The 22,177-nt window shown below is 36.6% G+C and carries 19 protein-coding genes and 1 pseudogene; 7 read left to right on the forward strand and 13 right to left on the reverse strand.

The window, feature by feature from the left end; all coding sequences use genetic code 11:
• Window position 1: 1 nt before the first annotated feature.
• The 6 genes from QFZ28_RS18590 to QFZ28_RS18615 all read right to left on the reverse strand — a co-directional run bounded on the left by QFZ28_RS18590 (window position 2) and on the right by QFZ28_RS18615 (window position 7,647).
• Window positions 2-982, reverse strand: a complete 981-nt coding sequence (locus tag QFZ28_RS18590) for an ABC transporter permease (protein WP_307196025.1) — start codon at window positions 980-982, stop codon at window positions 2-4.
• A gap of 172 nt (window positions 983-1,154) precedes the next feature.
• Window positions 1,155-2,813, reverse strand: coding sequence for an ABC transporter substrate-binding protein (locus tag QFZ28_RS18595; protein WP_307196026.1), 1,659 nt, complete (start codon window positions 2,811-2,813; stop codon window positions 1,155-1,157).
• An 80-nt stretch (window positions 2,814-2,893) separates the two neighbouring features.
• Complete coding sequence (locus QFZ28_RS18600) at window positions 2,894-4,681, reverse strand: cache domain-containing sensor histidine kinase (protein WP_307196027.1); 1,788 nt, start codon at window positions 4,679-4,681, stop codon at window positions 2,894-2,896.
• A complete protein-coding gene (locus QFZ28_RS18605) occupies window positions 4,678-6,279 on the reverse strand; it encodes a response regulator (protein ID WP_307196028.1) in 1,602 nt (533 codons plus the stop codon). The genes QFZ28_RS18600 and QFZ28_RS18605 overlap by 4 nt, the downstream gene beginning before the upstream one ends.
• A gap of 369 nt (window positions 6,280-6,648) precedes the next feature.
• The gene (locus QFZ28_RS18610; protein WP_307196029.1) at window positions 6,649-7,116 is read right to left on the reverse strand and encodes a PTS sugar transporter subunit IIA; all 468 of its coding nucleotides are present in this window, start codon (window positions 7,114-7,116) and stop codon (window positions 6,649-6,651) included.
• 177 nt (window positions 7,117-7,293) lie between these two features.
• The gene (locus QFZ28_RS18615; protein WP_307196030.1) at window positions 7,294-7,647 is read right to left on the reverse strand and encodes a hypothetical protein; all 354 of its coding nucleotides are present in this window, start codon (window positions 7,645-7,647) and stop codon (window positions 7,294-7,296) included.
• 676 nt (window positions 7,648-8,323) lie between these two features.
• Here QFZ28_RS18615 and proC point away from each other — a divergent pair.
• The 4 genes and pseudogenes from proC (at window position 8,324) to putP (ending at window position 12,963) form a co-directional block, all read left to right on the forward strand.
• Window positions 8,324-9,178, forward strand: coding sequence for a pyrroline-5-carboxylate reductase (proC, locus tag QFZ28_RS18620; protein ID WP_307196031.1), 855 nt, complete (start codon window positions 8,324-8,326; stop codon window positions 9,176-9,178).
• Window positions 9,175-10,008, forward strand: a pseudogene (gene proB, locus QFZ28_RS18625) (glutamate 5-kinase); the annotation flags it as partial. The gene proC and the pseudogene proB, both read left to right, overlap by 4 nt.
• A 48-nt stretch (window positions 10,009-10,056) precedes the next feature.
• Window positions 10,057-11,319 (forward strand): glutamate-5-semialdehyde dehydrogenase, encoded by a 1,263-nt coding sequence (locus QFZ28_RS18630; protein ID WP_307196032.1) that lies wholly within the window; start codon window positions 10,057-10,059, stop codon window positions 11,317-11,319.
• 171 nt (window positions 11,320-11,490) lie between these two features.
• On the forward strand, window positions 11,491-12,963 hold the full coding sequence (gene putP, locus QFZ28_RS18635; RefSeq protein WP_307196033.1) for a sodium/proline symporter PutP: 1,473 nt from the start codon (window positions 11,491-11,493) through the stop codon (window positions 12,961-12,963).
• 55 nt (window positions 12,964-13,018) lie between these two features.
• On the opposite strand, the gene QFZ28_RS18640 is transcribed toward putP, so the two are convergent.
• From QFZ28_RS18640 to QFZ28_RS18650, 3 genes are all read right to left on the reverse strand, one after another.
• The gene (locus QFZ28_RS18640; protein ID WP_307196034.1) at window positions 13,019-13,699 is read right to left on the reverse strand and encodes a hypothetical protein; all 681 of its coding nucleotides are present in this window, start codon (window positions 13,697-13,699) and stop codon (window positions 13,019-13,021) included.
• 228 nt (window positions 13,700-13,927) lie between these two features.
• Window positions 13,928-14,569: a hypothetical protein gene (locus QFZ28_RS18645; protein WP_307196035.1), complete on the reverse strand. Its 642-nt coding sequence runs from the start codon at window positions 14,567-14,569 to the stop codon at window positions 13,928-13,930.
• 301 nt (window positions 14,570-14,870) lie between these two features.
• Window positions 14,871-15,014 (reverse strand): hypothetical protein, encoded by a 144-nt coding sequence (locus QFZ28_RS18650; RefSeq protein ID WP_307196036.1) that lies wholly within the window; start codon window positions 15,012-15,014, stop codon window positions 14,871-14,873.
• 328 nt (window positions 15,015-15,342) lie between these two features.
• Between QFZ28_RS18650 and QFZ28_RS18655 the strand changes: the two genes are divergently transcribed.
• Window positions 15,343-17,355, forward strand: a complete 2,013-nt coding sequence (locus tag QFZ28_RS18655) for an alpha-galactosidase (protein WP_307196037.1) — start codon at window positions 15,343-15,345, stop codon at window positions 17,353-17,355.
• A gap of 109 nt (window positions 17,356-17,464) precedes the next feature.
• On the opposite strand, the gene QFZ28_RS18660 is transcribed toward QFZ28_RS18655, so the two are convergent.
• Both QFZ28_RS18660 and QFZ28_RS18665 read right to left on the reverse strand, forming a co-directional pair.
• Complete coding sequence (locus QFZ28_RS18660) at window positions 17,465-18,046, reverse strand: uracil-DNA glycosylase (protein ID WP_307196038.1); 582 nt, start codon at window positions 18,044-18,046, stop codon at window positions 17,465-17,467.
• Between the two features lie 379 nt (window positions 18,047-18,425).
• Window positions 18,426-18,572 carry a hypothetical protein gene (locus QFZ28_RS18665; protein WP_307196039.1) on the reverse strand — a complete coding sequence of 49 codons (147 nt, stop codon included), beginning with the start codon at window positions 18,570-18,572 and terminating at the stop codon, window positions 18,426-18,428.
• A gap of 134 nt (window positions 18,573-18,706) precedes the next feature.
• On the opposite strand from QFZ28_RS18665, the gene QFZ28_RS18670 reads away from it, so the two are divergent.
• Together QFZ28_RS18670 and QFZ28_RS18675 are read left to right on the forward strand one after the other, a co-directional pair.
• Complete coding sequence (locus QFZ28_RS18670; RefSeq protein ID WP_307196040.1) at window positions 18,707-19,615, forward strand: AEC family transporter; 909 nt, start codon at window positions 18,707-18,709, stop codon at window positions 19,613-19,615.
• 116 nt (window positions 19,616-19,731) lie between these two features.
• Window positions 19,732-20,292 (forward strand): hypothetical protein, encoded by a 561-nt coding sequence (locus tag QFZ28_RS18675; RefSeq protein ID WP_307196041.1) that lies wholly within the window; start codon window positions 19,732-19,734, stop codon window positions 20,290-20,292.
• Between the two features lie 48 nt (window positions 20,293-20,340).
• Here QFZ28_RS18675 and ypfJ read toward each other — a convergent pair whose 3' ends face one another.
• Both ypfJ and QFZ28_RS18685 read right to left on the reverse strand, forming a co-directional pair.
• Window positions 20,341-21,165 carry a KPN_02809 family neutral zinc metallopeptidase gene (ypfJ, locus tag QFZ28_RS18680; protein ID WP_307196042.1) on the reverse strand — a complete coding sequence of 275 codons (825 nt, stop codon included), beginning with the start codon at window positions 21,163-21,165 and terminating at the stop codon, window positions 20,341-20,343.
• A 147-nt stretch (window positions 21,166-21,312) separates the two neighbouring features.
• On the reverse strand, window positions 21,313-22,110 hold the full coding sequence (locus tag QFZ28_RS18685) for a DUF2935 domain-containing protein (protein WP_307196043.1): 798 nt from the start codon (window positions 22,108-22,110) through the stop codon (window positions 21,313-21,315).
• Between the last annotated feature and the right edge of the window lie 67 nt (window positions 22,111-22,177).

Raw genomic sequence — 22,177 nt, forward strand, 5'->3', positions numbered from 1 at the left:
CCTAGAATAGCCTTGGCTGACCAAATCGTTTGGCAATATGGTTTGCGGTAAATAAGAAGATGAAACTCACAACGGTTTTAAAGATACCGGCAGCGGTTGCAAGTGAGAAGTTCCCCATTGACATACCGTACTTTAATACATAAATATCAAGGTTTTCTGAGTAAGCTAGGTTCATAGGATTTCCTAATAAATACTGTGCTTCAAAGCCTGATTCTAAAATGTAACCTAAGTTCATGATGAGCAAGATGATAATCGTTGGCTTTAAAGATGGTAGTGTAATATGTCTAATTCGTTGGAATCTAGATGCTCCATCAATATCGGCAGCCTCATATTGTTCTGGATCAATCATGGTAATAGCTGCTAAATAAATAATCGTATTCCAGCCTACATTCTTCCAAACCTCTGTTAGTCCGTTGATTACCCAGAACCATTTTTCCTTACCAAGCCATAGAATGGGTTCATCAATAATCCCCAAATTTACCAATACGATATTAACGATTCCGTTTTCGAGCGAAAGGCTGTAAGAGACAATACTTGCGGCAACTACCCATGATATAAAGTGCGGCAGATAACTGATGGTTTGTACTGACTTCTTAAACCTTGTATGCCTAATTTCATTAATCAGAAGGGCAAGACAAATAGCTGTAACGAAACCTAATACCAGGTTAATCGTGCTCATGCCGAGTGTATTCCGAAGGACGCGCCAAAAATTATCATCGGTAAATAAAAACTTAAAATGTTCTAACCCTATCCATTCCTGGTCAAATAAACTTCTTGCTGGCTTAAAGTCCTGAAAGGCAATCGACCAACCCCACAACGGAATATACTTAAAAATAATTAACCAAACCAAGAATGGCAGACTCATGGCCAACAATGCTTTTTGTGACATCATCCTCTGAAAGAAGGATTTTTTAGATTTTGTAGAGATGGAAACTGAAGGATTTATTACTTCTTTTACAGCTGCTTTGGAACCAATCTGCATTCTTACCCCTCCTCTTTCTGAAAAATCTATACCCTAAAATCATAAGCTGCCCCCTTAGATACTCCCTTAGAAGGGAGCGGCTTATGATTTTAAGATAGGTGAAGCTTTTTAAGGATAAAGCCGATATAGCCAATTGGGCGATATCGGCCTCCTTATTTAACATTCTATTAAACTATTTCTTCGGAGCTGCTTTAATACGATCTTCTACGACCTTGTCCATAAACTTTTCTAATGCTTTTGCGTCTAAAGTATTAAATTCTTTGATATATTCATCCCAAACTTTATCAAATTCACCCGGCTTAGCTAGAACTAATTTAGGGAAGTAAACTTTGGTTAAGTCTGTTTTTCTCTGACCGAAGATTTGAGCAGCAGAGCCTTGTTCAATAACGGCACTCCAAGTTGGATACCATGGACGATCGTCCGGATCTGCGAATAAATCAGAGAATACCTTTGCGCCATATGCTTCTAGAATCGCCTTATCACCATCAGTGTAGGACACTTGAGCAACTTCAGGCTGTTTTCCTGGAACCCATGCGTTTCCGTCACTATAAAGCATGTCGCCCATTGGCCAGTAATATTCGAAAGTATTTAAACCAGACTTATCACGGTAATCTTCATCACTTGTTTTTGCATACTGCTCTTTCGTCTGGAAAAATTTCCCTTTATCATCCACACTATAAGTCTCGTCTTTAATACCCCAGAACATTAACTTTTGGTTTTCTTCTTTCACCATGTTATCGAAGTACTTAATGATGCGTACTGGATCTTTCGCACTTACTGTGATACCGACACCACGGTTATTAATGAAAGCAGGTGGGTCGATGTATTGATCTTTTTCTCCGTCAAATGTGATTGGAAGCGGCATATAACGCAAATCGTCATTTCCAGCTGCTTTTAAGTTATCTAATGCTTGTTGAACCTGCCAGCCGTAATCAAAGAATCCTAATACTCGTCCAGAAGCTAGCTTAGCAAGATATTCATCGTAGTTAGCTACGAATGATTCTTTATCAAATAAGCCTTTGCTGTTTAGGTCGTTTAACTTTTGTAGATAACGCTTTGTAATATCGTTATCAGCATATACGTCAGTTTTGTGTGTCTTCATATCTACAATTACTTCACCATCATTTGGGTAGCCTGCTAGATGGTTAGGAACGTTAGAAAGTGCAAAGAAGCGCCAGTCATAAGTTAAAGCTGTAAATCCAATTGTAGAAGCTCCATTTACTTCTGGATGTTTCTTTTGGTAATCTTCAATTAAAGCAAAATATTCATCTAGTGTTTTAATTTTAGGATATCCAGCTTCTTTTAAAATGCCGCGTTGAATCCAGAAAGCACCTTGCATAATATTCGGGTCTTTAATAAACCCTTGCTTAGCAGCGAAAGGAAGGAAGTTAATCTTTCCGTCCTTATCTTTCATTTGCTCCCAATGTGGTCCGTATAGCTTTTTAATATTAGGACCATGTTCTTCAATCAATTCTGTAAGATCAATAAATGCACCTGCGTCTAGTACTTTATCAATTGCGATATCTGGAACAAGAACATCTGGATACTTTCCACTTGCGATCATTGTCCCAATTTTTGTGTTAATGTCACCAACTAGGTACTCTGTTTTGAAGTTAACTCCGGTTTGATCTTCAAATATTTTTCCGATAGTCGTTTCATTTGTGTTCCCGTCTTTCCCTGGGGAAGCTGCATTAAAATAAGTAAAGGTTACTTTGTCTTTCGAATCACCAGATCCGTCTGCATTACCGCTTGTTTCTTTATCCTTTTCACAGCCTGCAACTGCGATTAACAGGATAAGCATTAAGACTACCGAAAGAAACTTTTTTGCCATTTTTGAACCCCCTTTTTATTGTGAAAGCACTTTCATTTTATAATCTAAGGGTCTTCAGCACCATTTAAAAAGTATAGGTATTACTTAATAAAGTAAAGATTTTTCTCTGAATGACTAGTGATCGGGCTTTCTATTTGAGATGGCAATTGAATCATAATGGTTGTACCATAATCTAGATGACTATCAATATTAAAATAAAACTGATCTGGATAGTATAGTTTCAACCGATAATAAACATTTTTAATACCGACATTCTCCCTTATATCCTCCTCACTTTCTAAAGAGGATAATAACTGCTTTCTCTTTCCTTCGGATATACCAGCCCCATTATCTTTTATTACACAGGTTACAGTTCCGGCATGTAAAGAGATTGATAATGAGATTTTCCCATTTTGCTTTAGAGGTTCAATACCATGAATGCTAGCATTTTCAATGAACGGTAGAAGTGCCATATTTGGAATCATACATTCTTCAGCGTCTTCACCCACCGTAATCTCGTAATCTAATTTATCTCCGAACCGATATTTTTGGATCTCTAAAAAGCTGGTTATTAGATTAATTTCATCCTTAATAGGCACGAAGTCCTTTCCCCATGTAAGAGAGTTACGAAAAATTTTAGCCATGTTGTGAATAATTTTTGCTGTTTCTATTTCATCCTTCATCAAGCTTCTCATTCGAATCGTTTCTAGCGCATTAAACAAAAAATGAGGGTTGATTTGGCTTTGGAGTGCACTCAACTGTGCGCGGTTTCGTTTTATTTCTAGATCCTTGTTTTGAATATTGACTAATAAGACATCATTAATTAAATCCTTAATCTTTTTGGTCATACGATTGAATTCACTTGTTAATTGGCCTATTTCATCTTGATACTCCTGATCATGAATTAACTCAAAGTCCTGGTTCTTCATACGCTTTACATGTCGTAAGACCCTATGTAATCGAGTCAAAAACGACCTAGAAATAATGACAATAATAATGGTAGGAGCTAAAAAATTAATTAGGGCAAGCAAAATAATAAAGAGTTTTGATTTATTAACCGTTTTAAGCATGGTTTCCTCCGAGATTGTTCCAACAACGGCCCAGTCACTTAAATAAGAGCCATTATTAAGATTGGCACGGATAGTAACCAATTTATTATCCTTTTCTATTTGGTGAAAATTAATCGGCTTGTCCAACTGTTTTATGGAGGGATTGGTCGTGTATTGAATCTCCCCTTTTTCATTAAGTAAATATACTTCTCCTTTAAACGTCACATTGTTAAAAATATCTCTTATAGTTGCAGGATTTATTTCAACCTTTACAAACTTTTGTTTATCATTGTAAAAATAATCCAAATTACGGATAATACTAAAGGTTTCAAAATTCTGATTGGAAGGTGTATCAATGAGAATTTGTGAGCCATTACTATTTTTTAAGGCTTCTTTGAAGTGTGTTAATTCTTGTTGAAGGCTGGCAATTGAATAAACCCCTCCTGAATAGATAATGGAAGAGTTATCCGTATAAAAGCGAATTGAGTTAATAGATGGGTTTATGGGTCTAGACTGATTAAAGTTCCGTAAAAAACTATTATGTTTTTCGATATAATCTATATCTGAGACATAATCCTTTTCTAAAAATAGATTTAGATTTAAATTCGTATATAACGAGGAGGAAATCCCTACCGCCTCGTCTATAATTGTTTTAAATTCTCTATTAATCTGCTGCAATGCCAAAGTGGAATCTTGCATTTGCTGCTTTTTAACATTTTCAATGGTTACGATGTAAAAGATTACATTGGTTAAAACGATTGGAATAAATACCGCAAAAAAGTACATGACAAGCATTTTATTTTTTAATCGAATATTATGAAAACTCCTGCTAGTCTTCATTTTCCTATCACATTTCTTTCGTTCATTAATTTATTCCGATACTCAGAAGGAGTGATATTTTCAAACTTACCAAAGATAGTGACAAAGTAATCAGTATTATTAAATCCCACACATTCAGCAATTTCATAAATTCTTTTTTCTGATTGACGCAGCATTTTTTTCGCTTCATTAATTCTTACTTGCAGTAAATAATCCTTGAAGTAGATTCCATAGGTTTTCTTAAACAGTTGTCCTAAATATACTGGATTCATAAAAAACTTTCTTGCTATGGTTTTTAAGCTAATGTTTTCATGGTAATGGAAGTCAATGTATTGTTTTATTTTGTGTACTTCGCCATTAGCAGACTGTTTTCTTAATTTAGATATTTCATCTTTACACTCTATCATAAAATTAATGATTAGTTCCTTTAGCTGAGGTAATGTCAAGTTGTAATTATGTAAGGTATATATAATACGATAGGAATGTAAACTTGAAGGTTCTCCTCCCATTTTCCTTATAATTTTTAAAACAGAATGTACAAAACTATTAAGAGAAGCTAGAAAAGCCGTGTGAGATAAGTTTTTTGATACTAGAGATTGAAACAGGGTCTCTAGTGATAGAATGATCTGAGTTGTTGATTCTTCTTCAATATGTTCAACTAATGATTGATAAATGGTTTCGTCGGGTTCAGCAAAAGAGATCGGTTTATCGACAATGTCTTCAAAGATAATGATTCCATTTTCGTTGTTTGTATATTTATGCTGTTTTGCCATTTCAACACCATCTGCTGATTGTTTCAACAACGTAAGACTCGGAACAGCTTCACCAACATAAAAGGTAAAATCCTCCGATAGTCTGTTTGTAAGTTCCTTTTTTACCCACGTCATAAATTTCTTAATGCTCATTTGAAACCTTGCTAAGTGATTAGAGGTAATAAGGACACCTACAGCACACTGTCCTGCCTTTTGAATCCATATTCTTTCATGGCTGCTGCAAACATCCTGAATGACATTAGCTAATGTCAATTGGATCCGTCTTACCCTTTCCTCATTGTTTAAAGTAGACTCGCCAAGTATTCCATTTACTTCAATTAGTAGGTAAATGAACTCATTAGGGTTTCCTACGGAAAGAAGATTTAAAAGGTCTACTGAATGAGCATTGTCCGCTGCATTCCCTAATAGGAGATGGTTAAACACGATTTTTGCTTGTTCTTCCAGCCTTTGTTCATGAAGCTTTTTTTGTTCGTTGATGGTATTCGAAAGTGATCTTAGTGTTTGTTCAATTTCATCCTGATCGATTGGCTTTAAAACAAAATCATATACACCGTATCTTAATGCTTGTTGTGCATATTTAAAGTCACTGTGTCCACTGATAATAATAAATTTTGTTTGAACTCTTTCTATTTCGATTGCTTGCTTAATGAGCCCAATTCCATCAAGTACGGGCATACGGATATCAGTAATAATAAGATCTGGGTTTACTTCATGCATCATCTGTAAGGCGTCCTCGCCGTTTGCGGCCTCACCAACCACCTTAAAGCCGCAGTCTTCCCAATTGATTAGATTTCTTAATCCTTTGCGGAAAAACATTTCATCATCTACTAATATTACTTTGTTCATCTCCGACACACCCCTGTTTCCATAAGAAGTAATGAATCTATCATTTTATCCATGTCTTAACGGTTTAAACTTTGATTTAATAGTTTAAAAATGTGCTAATAGTCTTAAACCGCCAGTACATTTAACTAGTAAAAGAATGTCAACTTGATAGCGCTTACAGATATTTCACAAGAAGGAAAATAATTAATTAATTTACCTTCTATTAATTTTATTTTATTTTATTATAGCTACAGAAATATAGTTTGTCTATCGGACAAACAAAGTCCTATCACGAAATTTTTCAAAACTTATAATATATTTAAAAACTTATTTTCCTAAAAATAAAAAAGAGCAGGCTTTTAAAAGCTTACTCTCACACCGTATGATAAATTATTTAATAATCTTAACCTCTTGCTCATCAATAACCACTTTTTCATTCTCCGCTAAGTTAGTAAAGATAACTGGCGTAATAATAGAAGGTACTTTGTCTTTAATTGTTTGAAAGTCAGCTTCGAGCAACTTTTGACCCTTTTTTACCCTTTGTCCATCACTTACAAACGAAGTAAAGCCTTCCCCATTTAAAGATACGGTTTCAAGACCAACATGAATCAAAATTTCTCTGCCATCAGTAGACTTTACGCTGACCGCATGTTTGGTAGGAAAAACACTGATTACTTCACCATCTACCGGAGATACAACCGTGCCATTTGTTGGATTTACAGCAAAACCATCGCCAATCATTCTTTGAGAAAAAACTGGATCAGGAACGACCTCTAGAGGTACGATTTCCCCTTCTAATGGCTGCATAATCGTAGTATCCACTTCTACCTTTTTACCTTTAAATAAGTTTTTAAACATAAATAATACCGCCTTTTTGAACATAAGTTATTTTCCTCATTATTTTCCCCTAATTTTATTCCTTTATCAAAACATCCGCTTAGGACAGATTTTTTGAAATTTTCTCTATAATCAACATTACGTTTTGACACAGTAACAAAAATAACCGCACGAGATGATTGTGCGGACATGATAGGGTTAAGAAGCTATTTTACTAAAACTACTACATAGGTTTTTTAATGTGTACAATCTTGCTGTTATGATAAATAATTCATTGTAGTTGTTTTTTACGTATTCATCAATGATGTTAATTCCTTTCTTGAATTGCTCCACTAAATAAAGCGTGTATTTTTCATCCCAATCAAACTGGTTTATTCTAATCAGTTCATCTGCTACTATTTGAAACTTATATTCTTCAATCAGAAATTTAATTTGCAATAATTTATTGTTATCAATTCTAAAATTGTTCTTATTTCTTTGATTTTGAACAAATTTAATAAAACCATTAATATTTTCTGCCAATATAATTGCTTTTTGCATTTCAGGCTGCATTTTATCCTCTCCTCAAAGTCTAAACTCTAATTATATCTATAGAGAGTGTATGTTTAGGCATTATAGGATGATACCAGGTTTCACTCGTTCATCCTCATTCTTTTCCTAGCTTTGAATTGTTCATATTTTGAGGGCTTTGGATGTGAATACAAGGCATTAATGGATGCTCTAACACTTGAACAATAACCACAATTGGAACATTTACCGTCTTCAAACAATCTTAAATTCCTACACTCTGGACATTTTACTATTTCCATAGACATCCCCTCCACCGCTCCTTTACTGCTTTTAGTCCTATTTTATGAAGGGATGAGTGAATATATTTTTATAGTTAACGAAAATAACCAAAAAACGGTCATAGTAAACCCTCCTCCAGCCGGGTCCAGAATTTTATACCCCTTAAAGCTTCCTCTCATCAGGCAAAATTAGATCTATCCCACAATGCTTGTCCACTAAAAATAGCCTGTACAAAAAACGCATATTTCATCCTGAGAGGCGAAATTCGGCCCTGAGAGACGATTTCATTGAATGAATGGGTGGTATTTTTCCACATGCTCACTAATTAAGTCAAATACACATTATTTCCCTTTTTTCCCTTGAAATACATTTCTCACGTGTTAGTATAAGGTCATTGAAAAAACCAAGAACAAAAATACGAACATACGGGAGAGATTGCATGCTTGAAAGAAAGACGATTGCATTTATAGGAGCTGGGTCGATGGCCGAGGCTATGGTTTCGGGTATCGTAGCTTCTGAGAAACTGGCTCCAAAAAATATTTTTGTAACCAACCGAAGTAACCACCACCGCTTATTAGAGCTACAAAACATATACGGAATAACAGCGGTAAAACGGGAACATTTAAACTTAAACTCTATGGATATCATCGTCCTCGCTATGAAGCCAAAAGATGTAGAAACCACTTTACACTCAATTAAAAACACCTTAAAACCACATCAACTAATCCTGTCTGTACTAGCTGGGATATCAACTACATTTATTGAAAAAAATGTACCCTTTGGTCAACACGTCATTCGTGTTATGCCGAATACTTCCAGTATGATTGGCGAATCGGCTACGGCCATTTCCGCTGGAAAACACACTTCAAAACAAAACATTTCACTGGCTATAGAACTGCTTCAATGTATCGGTGAAGTTTACACGATACCTGAAGAAAAGATGGATATTTTCACGGGAATTGCAGGCAGTGGACCTGCGTACTTCTATTACTTAATGGAGCACATGGAAAAAGAAGCTCAAAGGAGCGGTCTTAATTCTCAAATAATTCGGAAAATCATCGCCCAAACGGTCGTTGGTGCAGCAAGAATGATACAAGAACAAGGTACGTCACCCGAAATACTAAGAGAAAATGTAACCTCCCCTAACGGAACAACGGCAGCTGGTTTAGCCGCTTTAAAGGGGCATGGCGGCGGAAAAGCAATTACTGAGGCGATCAAACAAGCAGCTATCCGTTCCAAAGAGATTAGCCTTCAGCTGGAAAAATCTGAAATTGGCACAGGGGTGATCGGATGATTTCGACTTCAAAGCCACTTAGAATAGTTATTAAAATTGGCAGCAGCTCTTTAACAAGCCGCCATGGGGAGATAAGCCGCAGAAAAATCGAAAAGCTTGCCAATGAAATAGTATATCTCAAGGATCTTGGCCATGAAGTGGTCCTAGTATCGTCCGGTGCTGTTGCTGCTGGATACCGCAGACTCGGCTGTCTAGAAAGACCAAAAACACTACCAGAAAAACAGGCTGCAGCCTCCATCGGTCAAGGATTATTAATGGAATCCTATTCTGAGCTTTTTTTATCAAACGGGTATGTTGCTGCGCAAATATTAATTACCAAGAGTGATTTTCTCGAAGAAGACCGCTATCGAAATGTCCGAAACACCATAAACGTTTTATTAGAGAGAGGTATTGTTCCAATCGTCAACGAGAATGACACCGTGACCATTGATCGGTTAAATTTCGGTGACAACGATACCCTTTCGGCAAAGGTTGCTGGATTAATAGACGCCGATTATTTAGTCATTTTATCCGATATAGATGGGCTATTTAATGAAGATCCAACAAAAAGCACCAATGCCAAATTGCTGGAGTATGTAACGGAGATTACACCTGAAATTGAATCTGCTGCGGTTGGTTCTGGAAGTTTGCTAGGAACTGGAGGAATGAGATCGAAAATTGAAGCAGTTAAGATTGCTATGGCTTCTGGAATTACTACATTTCTCGGAAACGCAGCCCGCAAAAATATTGTCATTGACGGAGTATTAGGTAAGGCTAAGGGTACTTATTTTAAAAGTAAAAAACCTTCGGCCTATACAAATCATAAGGAAAAATGGATAGCCTTTAACTCCTGAGAATGATGGCCAACCGACATAGTTCCAAAAAAAGAGGAGGATTTGATGAATTTATTAAATGAAAAATCAACGGTGGAAGTACAGGCAATACGGGCAAAAAAAGCAGGGAAAGTGTTAAGCCTTTTATCAACAGAAGATAAAAACCATGCTTTATATGCTATGGCTCAGAGATTGGAAACAGAGTTTGAATTCATCTTAGCTGCAAATGAGAAGGACTTACAGGCAGTACGCGAAAAAGGGTTCAATGAAGCCTATATAGATCGTTTGGCATTATCAAAAAAAAGAGTCTTTGAATTTTCGGATGGACTGCGTCAAGTTGCTGTACTAGAAGATCCTACTGGGAAGATTCAACTAAGTAAAAGATTGGAAAATGGACTACAGGTTTCAAAGATTTCCGTTCCGTTAGGTGTGATTGGAATGATTTATGAAGCAAGACCAAATGTCACCGTGGACGCCACAGGGCTTGCCTTAAAGTCTGGAAACGCAATTATTCTAAAAGGTGGATCATCTGCGATAAATTCTAACCGAGCAATTGTGGAAGTTATCCACCGTTCCCTTTCAGATAGCAAAATTCCGAAGGAAGCCGTTCAATTTATTGATAGTACGAACCGGGAGGATTCACAAGCATTGTTCACAATGAGAGAACATATTGATGTACTAATTCCACGTGGCGGTGGTTCCCTTATTCATGAAGTGGTTAGCAATGCAAGTGTCCCCGTGCTAGAAACCGGGGTCGGGAATTGCCATCTGTACATTGATTCAGATGCAAATGCGGCGATGGCGTTAAAAATCTTAGTAAATGCTAAAACCGATCGTCCTGCTGTATGCAATGCGATTGAAACAGTGATTGTGCACCGGGATTGGCTGACAAAGCATAAAATGGAATTCATCAACACTTTGTCCAATCATAAAATTAGTGTTCATGGGGATGAACATACCTTAGCTGAGATTCCGGATGCTACCCTTGCAAATGGGGAAGATTGGGCAAATGAATATTTAAATTTACACATTGCCATGAAGGTTGTACGGCATGTTGATGAAGCGATTGAACATATCGAACTATACGGAACCAAGCATTCGGAAGCAATCATTACAGAAAACGATGAAACGGCTGATTATTTTATGCAACGAGTGGACGCAGCTGCCCTCTATCATAATGCTTCAACAAGATTTACGGACGGTGGTGCTTTAGGCTTCGGGGCTGAGATTGGAATATCTACTCAAAAACTTCATGCTCGTGGTCCAATGGGATTGGACGCTCTGACAACCGTAAAATTTATCATGAATGGTAATGGGCAAATACGATAACGATAAAATAGTAGTTTTTTATAAATAATAGGTATAGAAAACAAATTGAAAGGTGGTGATGACATGGAATACGTTATTACAGATGCAACTTGGGCATGGCTGATGGTTCCTATGCTCTCAATTATTGTACTATCCGTTATAACTTATTTTACAGAAAAAGGAGAAGGTTAAATGACTATTAACGTACCGACGTTAATTTCAATTACTATTTATTTAGTTGCTATGTTGGTTATCGGGATTGTAGCAGCAAGATTGACAAGAGATTTAAATGACTATGTATTAGGCGGAAGGCGGCTTGGTGCAGGAGTTGCTGCCTTAAGTGCAGGAGCCTCTGACATGAGCGGCTGGTTAATGCTCGGACTCCCCGGAGCGATGTATATAGGGGGCATGAGTGAAATATGGTTACCAATTGGATTATCTATTGGTGCCTATCTTAATTGGCAATTTGTCGCTAAACCATTACGTGTTTATACAGAAGTATCAAAAAACTCCATAACACTTCCTGACTTCTTTGAAAATCGATTCCGTGATGATTCTAAAATTCTGCGTGTCGTCTCTTCAATTGTTATTCTCGTATTCTTCACATTCTATACATCTTCTAGTCTTGTAGGTGGAGCTATTTTACTAGAGAATTCATTTGGAATGGATTATAAATTAGCCTTATGGGTCGGCGCAGCGGTTATTCTCTCTTATACCCTCTTTGGAGGATTCCTAGCAGCAAGCTGGACAGATTTTATTCAAGGTATTTTAATGTTCATGGCTATGATTATTGTCCCCATTGTGGCAATATATGAACTTGGCGGCTGGAATAAAACGGTTCAAAAAATTGGCTCCATTGACCCTTCACACCTAGATGTATATTCAGGTGCGACAGTGGCAGGTGTTATTTCATTATTAGCTTGGGGGCTTGGCTACTTTGGGCAGCCACATATCCTGGTCCGTTTTATGGGCTTACAGTCAACCAAGGATGTTCCGAAGGCACGTTTAATTGGAATGGTGTGGATGATATTTTCCTTATTTGGTGCAGTGTTTGTAGGTTTCGCAGGTATTGCTTACTTTGCGGATTTTCCGCTGAGGAACCCTGAAACAGTCTTTATCATGTTCTCACAAGTTTTATTTAATCCTTGGGTAGCTGGTTTTTTACTCGCAGCCATTCTCTCAGCAATCATGAGTACTGTAGACTCACAACTACTCGTTTCTTCTAGCGCATTAGCCAATGATTTTTACAGATCACTATTCAGAAGAAACGCTTCCCAAAAAGAAGAAATGATTGTTGGCAGAATTGCTGTTCTTGGAATTGCCATTATTGCAATTCTGTTAGGATACGACCCTGAAAGCAAGGTTCTAGAACTTGTAAGTTATGCCTGGGCAGGATTTGGGGCAGCCTTTGGACCTGTTATTATCTTAAGTCTTTTCTGGAAACGGATGACTAGAAATGGTTCCCTTGCCGGGATGATTATGGGCACTGTTACGGTTATTGTCTGGTCCATGCTGTCAGGTGGATTATTTGATGTATATGAATTAGCACCGGGATTCTTATTTAGCATTGTATCAATTATCATCGTAAGCCTTCTTGATAAAAGTCCTTCCAACGAGGTTCAGGAAGAATTTAATACCTATCGTTCAGAGTTAAAACAATCTTAACCGTAAAAGCCCCCTTGAATCGTGCTTGTGCACACTTTGATTCCAGGGGGTTTTCTTAGTGAAATTTTTTTGCAATTTTATTATGTGTTACTTCAATTTTCCCGGGCAGGACAAACAGATATTCAATGAGGCTTTCAAGCAAATCCATTAATAAAGCAGTAGTCTCGTAATCCATTTCCGTTTCTAATTCAAGCATCCGATGTAAGGATCCATCTGTTGTAAGCAGATGGCTTAAAGATTGAATTGGTTTTGCGAGATCAACTTGATTTGGGAGGATTTCAAGCTGCTGTGATAAAGGCTGTCCTTTACTTTTTTCTTTAAGAAAATGTTTAAGGATACTTTCAATGACACGTTTAGACATAACGGCAGTAGCTGAATTTTCTCTAGATTCAAATACATTTATGCTTGAGCGATAAGCTCGTATAAGGTCTTTTGGTATATTAGGGAGACTTTCTAAATGATTAATGAGATGTTTGGAAGCTTGGATGTCGTAGATATACGTATCAGCATGTTCATTCTCTTCATCCTTGGTCATAATTATAAATACCGTTGATTTTTTACACGTAGGACAACTGGACTCCGTTAGTAATCCATTCTTACTGCTCTGGAAGTTTGCATTAATCATAAATTCGGTTATATTTCGGCACTGAGGGCACTCACTTTTTATGCTCTTTGGAATTTTTAAATTTCCATATCGAATGTAAGAGCTGACGGAACCAGGATTGATCTTTCTCATACCTTAGCCTCCCTTCTTTTCCACTTCATGTAAATATAATTTCTTATTTATTCTATACTTTATTAGTTTTCCCCTAAAAAGAAAAATCATGTTCTATTCGGACAAGCAAAAGAACTTCAGAAATAAAGAAATTAAAAAAGCAGCGTACCTTTGAAGGTAAAGCTGCTTTTTGTGCGATATATATTTATTAACAAAGAAGTGCTCATCCGATTAGAATGTCTATGTACATTATTTGCTTGGAGCAACAAGTACACGTACGCTATCTTCAACTCGATGCGCAATATTTAAATGAGTTTTTTTAGCTTGTCTTAAATATTCGTCTGTGACAGTTTCCCAAGCATTAAGTGCTTCATTTGTATAATCAATGAATGCCTCGCTATTTTGTTCAAAAAGTTCCTCAGTTCTTTCAATTAAATCAAAGGCTGAGTTAATTGGAGTTAAATAAAACTCCTCAAATTTACTAGCGGCTTCAATTACGTGACTAAAAGTTTCAGTGACTTCATGAGCAGATTCATTTGTTTTAAACATGTTGTTTTGGAATGATCCTTTACTCAAATCGCTATTTAATTTTGTTGCTTGCTCAAAAAGGCCCATTAAAGTTTTACGGTATACTCCACTGAACTTTGTTGTTTCTTTTACAGCCTTTAAGTAAAGTTCTTGGCGTTGTTCTCTATAATCTCTTGTAAGAGATACTGCACCTTCAAATTGATTCCAAAATGTTGCAATAAATGAATCCGTAACATAACTTGGTTCATTTTGCTTTACTTCTTTTGGGACCTCAACTTTCTGAACCTCGACTTTTGGAACATCCACTTTTTTATCTTCCTTTTTCAGGACTTCTTCTCTTTGATGAATCACCTTTTGTACCATCTTCGTTCCTCCTCATTTACTTAGTAAATTTCTCTATTTTACCCTCCCTATGAAACGGAGGTATGTAGAGCCTTAAGAAAACTTTTTAATAAATTGATTGAGCATAGATTGGTTTAGCTCGAGTTGTCTGGCATTACTCTTTAAGGTACTTTACCAACATCATTAGTAAAAATACTATAGGTGTATTTTACACATATGAGTCATGCTTAGTCAATTACATATAAAAATAATATACATAAAATTCATTGTTTTATCTATTTTTTGGCTATTAAGAAAATTATGATAGATCCGGCTGTTATAGCTAATTATTGCTTTTATCAACCTCAGAATTTGATTCAATTATACTTACTAGTTCGTCAATGATATCGTTTAGCTTCATCATGCTTGTATCTTTCTTAAGAATATTAGAAGTTTTAAGTAGCAAAATTTCTTCTTGCTCACTCACAATAATACCTCCATTCATAAAATTATCACTAACTTCGGATTACTATTACTCATATATGTAATTTACATTTATAATAACTCATTTCATACATATATGTAAATTACATATATGTATTTTTTTAATTTTTTTTCATGACCAAATCAATAATTTTGAATAATAATATACCCGCTGCCAAAAAAGCGGTGTATTGTATCCTCATGCAATACATTACTTCTTTATATTTAATGCACATATGAACGAAATATATGTTGGAACATATTGTTCATTAAAATTTAGAGTTTTCTATATTAATATAGTAGTTGTATACATCTAGTTTGAGGAGGATTTTATGCTTAAGAAAATAATCGCACCTTTTGTTTCCTGCTCAATTTTAATGTCTGGTATTTTATCCGTTTCTTCGTTAGCTCCAATAGAAGCAAGTGCTTCTTCCTATAATGAACTGGCAGAACGTCCTTTTATGGGGTGGAGCAGCTGGAGTTCGATTCGAAAAAATCCAACAGAGGATAAGATTAAAGCAGCTGCAGATGTGCTGGCATCAAAATTTAAATCGCACGGCTATAAATATGTTAATCTTGATGATTATTATATGCTCGATTGGAGGACTACCGTAGATGAATATGGCAGGTGGGCCGTTGACCCTAAGAAGTTCCCTAACGGAATGAAAGCACTTGGGGACTATATTCATAATAAGGGATTGAAGTTCGGCCATTATGTAACACTTGGGATTCCAAAAGCAGCGGTAGATCAAAACACACCAATTGAAGGTACACCTTATCATGCAAAAGATATCGTGGACTTTAGCAAACCCCAAAAGAAAAACTTTAATTATGAAGAAATGTATGCCATCGATTTTTCAAAGCCTGGTGCACAGGAGTTTATTGATTCCTGGGCAAGGCTGTTTGCATCCTATGGAATCGATTATCTAAAAATTGATGGTGTTAGAAACCAAGATATAGCCGATGTCGAGGCATGGGCTAAGGCACTCGAGAAAACAGGCAGACCCATACATGTGGAGTTGTCCAATAACCTCGATATTAAACATATCTCTACTTGGAAACAATTATCCAATGGCTGGCGTACAGATCATGATGTCGAAGCATACGGGACACCCTACCTTGCTTCGTGGAAAAAAGTAACGAGAAGATTTGATGATGTTGCCCAGTGGCAGCCTCATGCAGGTCCTGGCGGCTGGAATGACTTAGATTCACTGAATGTAGCAAATGGCAGCAAGGATGGTTTAACAAATGATGAGAAAATATCATATGTTTCTTTATGGGCGATTGCGGCGTCTCAGTTTGTTATTGGAAACGACCTGACAAAGCTGGATGATTTCGGACTAAGTCTATTAACCAATGATGAGATTCTAGATGTCAATCAGAGTGGTGTTGCAGGGAAGCGATTATATAAAAAGGGTGACACTCAGGTCTTTTACCAAAGCCTTCCCGACGGTTCCTATAATATAGCTCTTTTTAATACTGGCTCATCTAAACACGATGTAACTGTTAAATGGGCAGAGTTAGGGATTGAAGGAGCTGCATTGGTACGTGATTTGTGGAGTCATCAAGATTTAGGAGGTATGGGTAAAGGCTTTACAGCTAAACTATCCACTCATGCTTCACGTATGATCAAAGCAGTGCCAGCTTCAGCACTTACTGTCTCCCCTGCAAGTGGAGAAACTGGGTTAAACCCTTCAAAGGTCACATTAAACTGGGAGGCAATTCCTAATACCCACAGTTACCATGTGCAGGTGGCGACAGAGCCAAGTTTTAAAAATATTGTTGTTGATCAAACCGTATCTGTACCAACTGCAGATGTAAAGGACCTTTATAAAGATACTCGTTATTACTGGAAAGTATCCTCATTATCAGGAGAAAAGGTAAAACAGATTGGAATTTATTCCTTCCATACGGAATTAACGAAAGTTCCAAACGGGCCAGATTGGGTGTTGGCGGACAGGAAAAATAATGATTCTGTTTCACTCAGCTGGAATCCAGCATTTGGGGCAGAATCCTACACAGTCTATCGAAAAGAAGTTAATATCCTTGGTTTAAGCAGCGACTACAAACCCATTGCAAAAGATATACTAGACCCAAACTTTATAGATAATAGCGCCGAGCTGAAAAGTGGCGTCACCTATTCTTATAGGGTAACAGCAGTCAACAAAATAGGTGAAAGTAAAAAATCAACGGAAGGGATTTCAGATAATCAATCCTCTGTAAAGATGACTGCTCTTCTTATTGTTTCTTTTACCTTAGCAGCAGTAGCAATTATTTTTATTATTGCTAGAATCAAATCTAAATCTACTAAACAAGCTGAATTGGCAAATAAACGCGCTTCCTAGTCCAATTATATGAATGTCTATGCTTACCTTATAAAAATGGCGGGGCACCCTTTATTATATCGAAGGGTGCCCCGCCATTTTGTTTATTTAGCAAGATTGTAACATATCTTCATTCATCCTTTAACTGATGATACCCCTCTGCAACAAACTCCCAATCACGTAAAAAGTATGACCATAAGTTGGGGCGGCGCCTAACCGCCAGCGGGTGGTAAGCCACTGTGGTTTGATAGCCTTGAACATTGTGCCATGTTCCGCGTAATGCTTTTACGTCTGCTTCCAAGTTACGAAAAAAGGATTGGACAGCCACATTTCCTAAGCATAGAATAAGTTTGGGCTTTTTTTGTACAATTTGTTGTTCTAAATGAATCATACAGGTTTGGCGTACCTCATCCTTGTCATAAGCACGCACTGGCCTTCTTTTGAGGATATAAGTTACGTACAAGTCGTCCTTTTTTAAGCCAGCTTCACCTGCAGCTTGTTGTAAAGTTTGTCTTGTTCCGCAAACAACTGGTTCCCCTGCACGGTCTTCCCTTGCTCCAGGATTATCTAGAATAACCATAATCGGTGCTTCTGGATTACCTTCACCCCAGACCATACGTGATCCGTGCTGATAAAGACCACATTCCCGGCAATTTTCAATGGTTTTTGGGGTCGGTTCCTCTGGCCATAATTCAGGACAAAATGTAGACATACCTTCCATCTCCTGATACTCGTTTTTCATTCAATGAATGTTTTTTTTCCAATAATCAATTACGTACTCAACTTGTTTTTTAGCTACTATATTTACCGCGTAATACACGATATCTTTATATTTCATTTTTCGTATAGGATTTTTTCTAACATTGTGCAGATCTCTCATAACTGCTATATCTGGGAGGGTAAATGCCACTAAAATAATTGCCTTATTTCCATTAATCCCCCAAGTACCTCTCGAACCTAAAACTAGAGGCAAGGGTTTATTACATTTCTGAAGATAATTGTAAACCCACTCTTGTTCGCTAGATTTTTATTATCCATTCAGTCCTCACCTTTTATTGTGAAAAAACAGCCAATATAAATTGGCTGTTTCCTTAACGATCAAGTCCCTTTTTAGTCTTACCAACATTATCATTTGGTGAGTCACCGGTACCGTCTTTACTTTTGCTATTAGGGGTTCCGTAAATTTGGTTATCCGCAGTTACTTTAGCTCCTGTTTGAACATCATCTTTCGTCTTCATTTTGTCATCTCCTTTAGTTAATCAGTTATATTATCTATAGCGTGTAACAGAAATATACAGAAGAACTAAATCTATCAATTATGATTGAATTTATGGTTTAATTAGAATGGAACTAACATAGAGGAGCTTTTTATATGAATCAGGAATTTCTTTATATTATTATCATCATTGCATTTGGGTATCTGTTAAAACGTCTAAATATCTTACAAGAAAAAGATGGAGAAGTGATTTCAAAAATTATTTTTAAAATTACCCTTCCCGCCTTAGTGCTTGTAACATTCGATTCCGTAAAAATAGAAACTTCATTAATCGTACTACCCGTGATTGTACTGATATACGGAATTATAACAGCCATACTAGGCTTATTAGTGTTTAAAAATGAGGATAGAGAATTAAAGGGTTCTCTCCTAATGCTATCTTCCGGGTTTAATGTAGGCTTATTTGCATTTCCTTTAGTTTATGCAATCTGGGGGATAGATGGCTTAACTTATTTTAGTATGTTTGATGTTGGAGCATCATTTGTGGTCTTTGGAATTTGTTTTATTTTAGGCAGTTATTTTTCAGAAGAAGGTCTCAGGCTTAACCCAATGGAAATTCTAAAAAAACTGGGCAAGTCTATTCCATTAATGACCTACCTTATCGCAAGTATTTTAAATCTTATCCATATCCAATTACCAGACTTGATCATTAATATTGCAGATAAAATCTCTGGAGCAAATATGCCGTTGTCCTTATTGTTATTAGGACTCTTTTTAAATTTTAAATTCGATAAACAATTTATTAAGCCTATGGTGAAATTTTTAACTTTTCGTTACGGTTTAGGGATTATAGTTGGTTCGGTCTTATACTTTATGCTTCCCTTCGATACCATGTTTCGATATACCATTCTAATTGGACTGTTACTGCCGGTTGCAGCTTCTGCCTTAACATTTGCAGTTGAATTTAAATATAGTACCAACAGCACCCGCTTTATTGCCACGATGTCCAATATAACAATTTTAGTTAGTATTGTTATTTTGTATATATTCGCAAACTTTATATAGTGAAGAATCAAAACCCACTAGGTATGAACTTAGTGGGTTCAACTGTTTGTTTTAAATTTTCTCGGTTTAAGATGATTATCTAAAACTTGGGGTAAATTAATAGAGGAGGTAATGAAATGATTGTTTACCATGGGTCGATAAAAAATTTTCGAAATTTCACTAAAGAAACGGTAGTCCAAAATTTAGGTAATGATATCAATACGATTGGATTTTGGTTTACTTCGGATATCCATACAGCAAAACCTTTTGCAATTGGTTCTGAGACGTTGATAGAGAAATCAAAGAGCGAGTTTTGGGAGAATGGAGAACCAAAGATCATACAATATGAAAAAACTGTTAGCGGCTATATCTATAAAGTTTATATAGATGAACCTAATTTAAAGATTTACGAATCAAATAAAGAGGAATCATATGATCTGTTTATGAGGGAACGTGATCTATATTGTGATTATTTAGGTGCAAAAAAAAGAAACGTAACCTGGAAAGATACTGCCATCCTTTTAAATAAAGAAGAAGCCAATACAGCATTTCGAAAGAGCCTTATGAAACAGGGATATGAAGGCTTGTTAATAAAAAAGGCTCTCATCCATAATATGATTACAGATTTGTACTGCATTTTTTCAGAGGACTCACTGCTTATCACAGAAGTTATTCCTTTAGACGTTTTAAACAAATAAATGAAGACGGACCCCACTAGAGTCCATCCAAAATAAAGTTCAATATTTTTAAAGACTTTTTGCGTTAAATGTGTCTCCGCCCTTTAAGGTACCGGTTTTGAATCCTTTATTAAACCATCTTTTCCTCTGCTCAGAGGTTCCATGTGTAAAGCTATCAGGTACAACGTAGCCTTGTGCTTTTTTCTGGATATTATCATCTCCAACCGCATGTGCTGCATTTAGTGCCTCTTCAAGGTCGCCCTTTTCTAGGTAGCCCTTCCCTTCTGCATAGTGCGCCCAAACACCGGCCAAGTAGTCCGCCTGCAATTCAAATCGAACTGAATACTCATTGGTCCGCTTCTCGGCTGGTGAAGCTTCTTCTTCACTATGTAAAAGGGTCTGGACATGGTGCCCTACCTCATGGGCAATTACATACGCCATCGCAAAATCACCCGGTGCTTGGAACCTTTGCTTTAGTTCCTGATAAAAACTTAAATCAATATAAAGTTTGTGATCACCCGGACAATAGAATGGTCCCACAGCGGAATTAGCCGCACCACATGCCGACTGAACGCTATCTCTAAACAAAACGAGCTTGGGATTTTCGTATACCATGCCTCGTTTTTCGAATTCAGCAGACCATACATCTTCTGTATCCGCAAGGACTACAGAAACGAAATCAGCCAATTCCTCCTCTTGTGTGGATACATTCATATGAGTGTTTGGATTGGTTGGAGTAGTGTTCATTAAATCTCCTGGGTTACCTCCGAGCAATGCAAAGAGGAGAATGACCACAATACTCCCAATTCCTCCTCCAATCACCGTTTTTCCACCCATGCCCATACCTCTGCGGTCCTCAACGTTTGAACTTTGCCGTCTTCCTTTCCAAAGCATTATTTTATCCCCCTAACGTATTAATGATGAATAGTGTTTCCCCTTTTCTAGTCTCTATCAAACAAAACATCATTGGTTATTAGACACAAAAAAATGTTCAGGAGAATATCCTCCTGAACACTTTAACAGCTAATATATTAATTGTTTTCATTCCTTTAGTCGAGGTTTAGCAGGATCACAATTTGGCGGCTCGATGTTTGCGGATTCTGCTAATTTCATTAGATAATAACATTCTTCCCGGTACATATGATCAGCCATTAACGGTGCAAAGGTTCCCAATGCTTGATTACTTAGTTCTAATTCTTCTAGTTCTGTTAAGAAATTTTGAAATAACTTAATTTCTAATTGTGCGTCATTCGTCATTTTTGTCAAAGCTGGAAAGGTAGTCAAATTGGTTCTTAAATATCCTGCCAACTCTACTGCTTTTAGATAAAAACCTTCAAAGTCTTTCTTAAATGCCTTGCTTTTCTCTCTTAGTTTCTTTTCAACACCATCTAAATTTGAATAGATAGCGTCTGAGTGACCAGCTGCGTCCAATAACCAAAGAAGGTGATGATGAAGTTCATGATAAACGGGAGGAACTTTCCCCTCTTTTAAATGATTTAATATTCTTAAATATTCTTCTAATTCATTAACCATGTGATTTATAAAAGTAGGTGAAAGGTGAATTTTTATTTTTCCTACAAGGTGTTTTCTTATCAATTCTAACTTGAATTCCCGTAATTTTAGTACCTCTGGTTCTACTTGATCTGCTAGTTGTGTCAGGGGTGAAGATTTTGCACGTTCTAAAAGTGTATCAAATATGTTAATAAAATGTGCTGCATGCTCAATCTCAACTTTTTGAATGGGGGCAAGAGCTTCAAATATAAACCTAGAATGATCACCTAATATTTGAAGCCAAAAACGGTGTTCAAATCTGGCTGACCTTTCAAAAACTTGATTCATTTCTATTCCTCCTAGGAAAAAAAATACCCATACTAAGTTGATATTTATTCCCCTATGGCAGGACTTA

Origin of the sequence: Neobacillus niacini (genome assembly GCF_030817695.1) — a bacterium.
Classification (GTDB): domain Bacteria; phylum Bacillota; class Bacilli; order Bacillales; family Cytobacillaceae; genus Neobacillus; species Neobacillus niacini_F.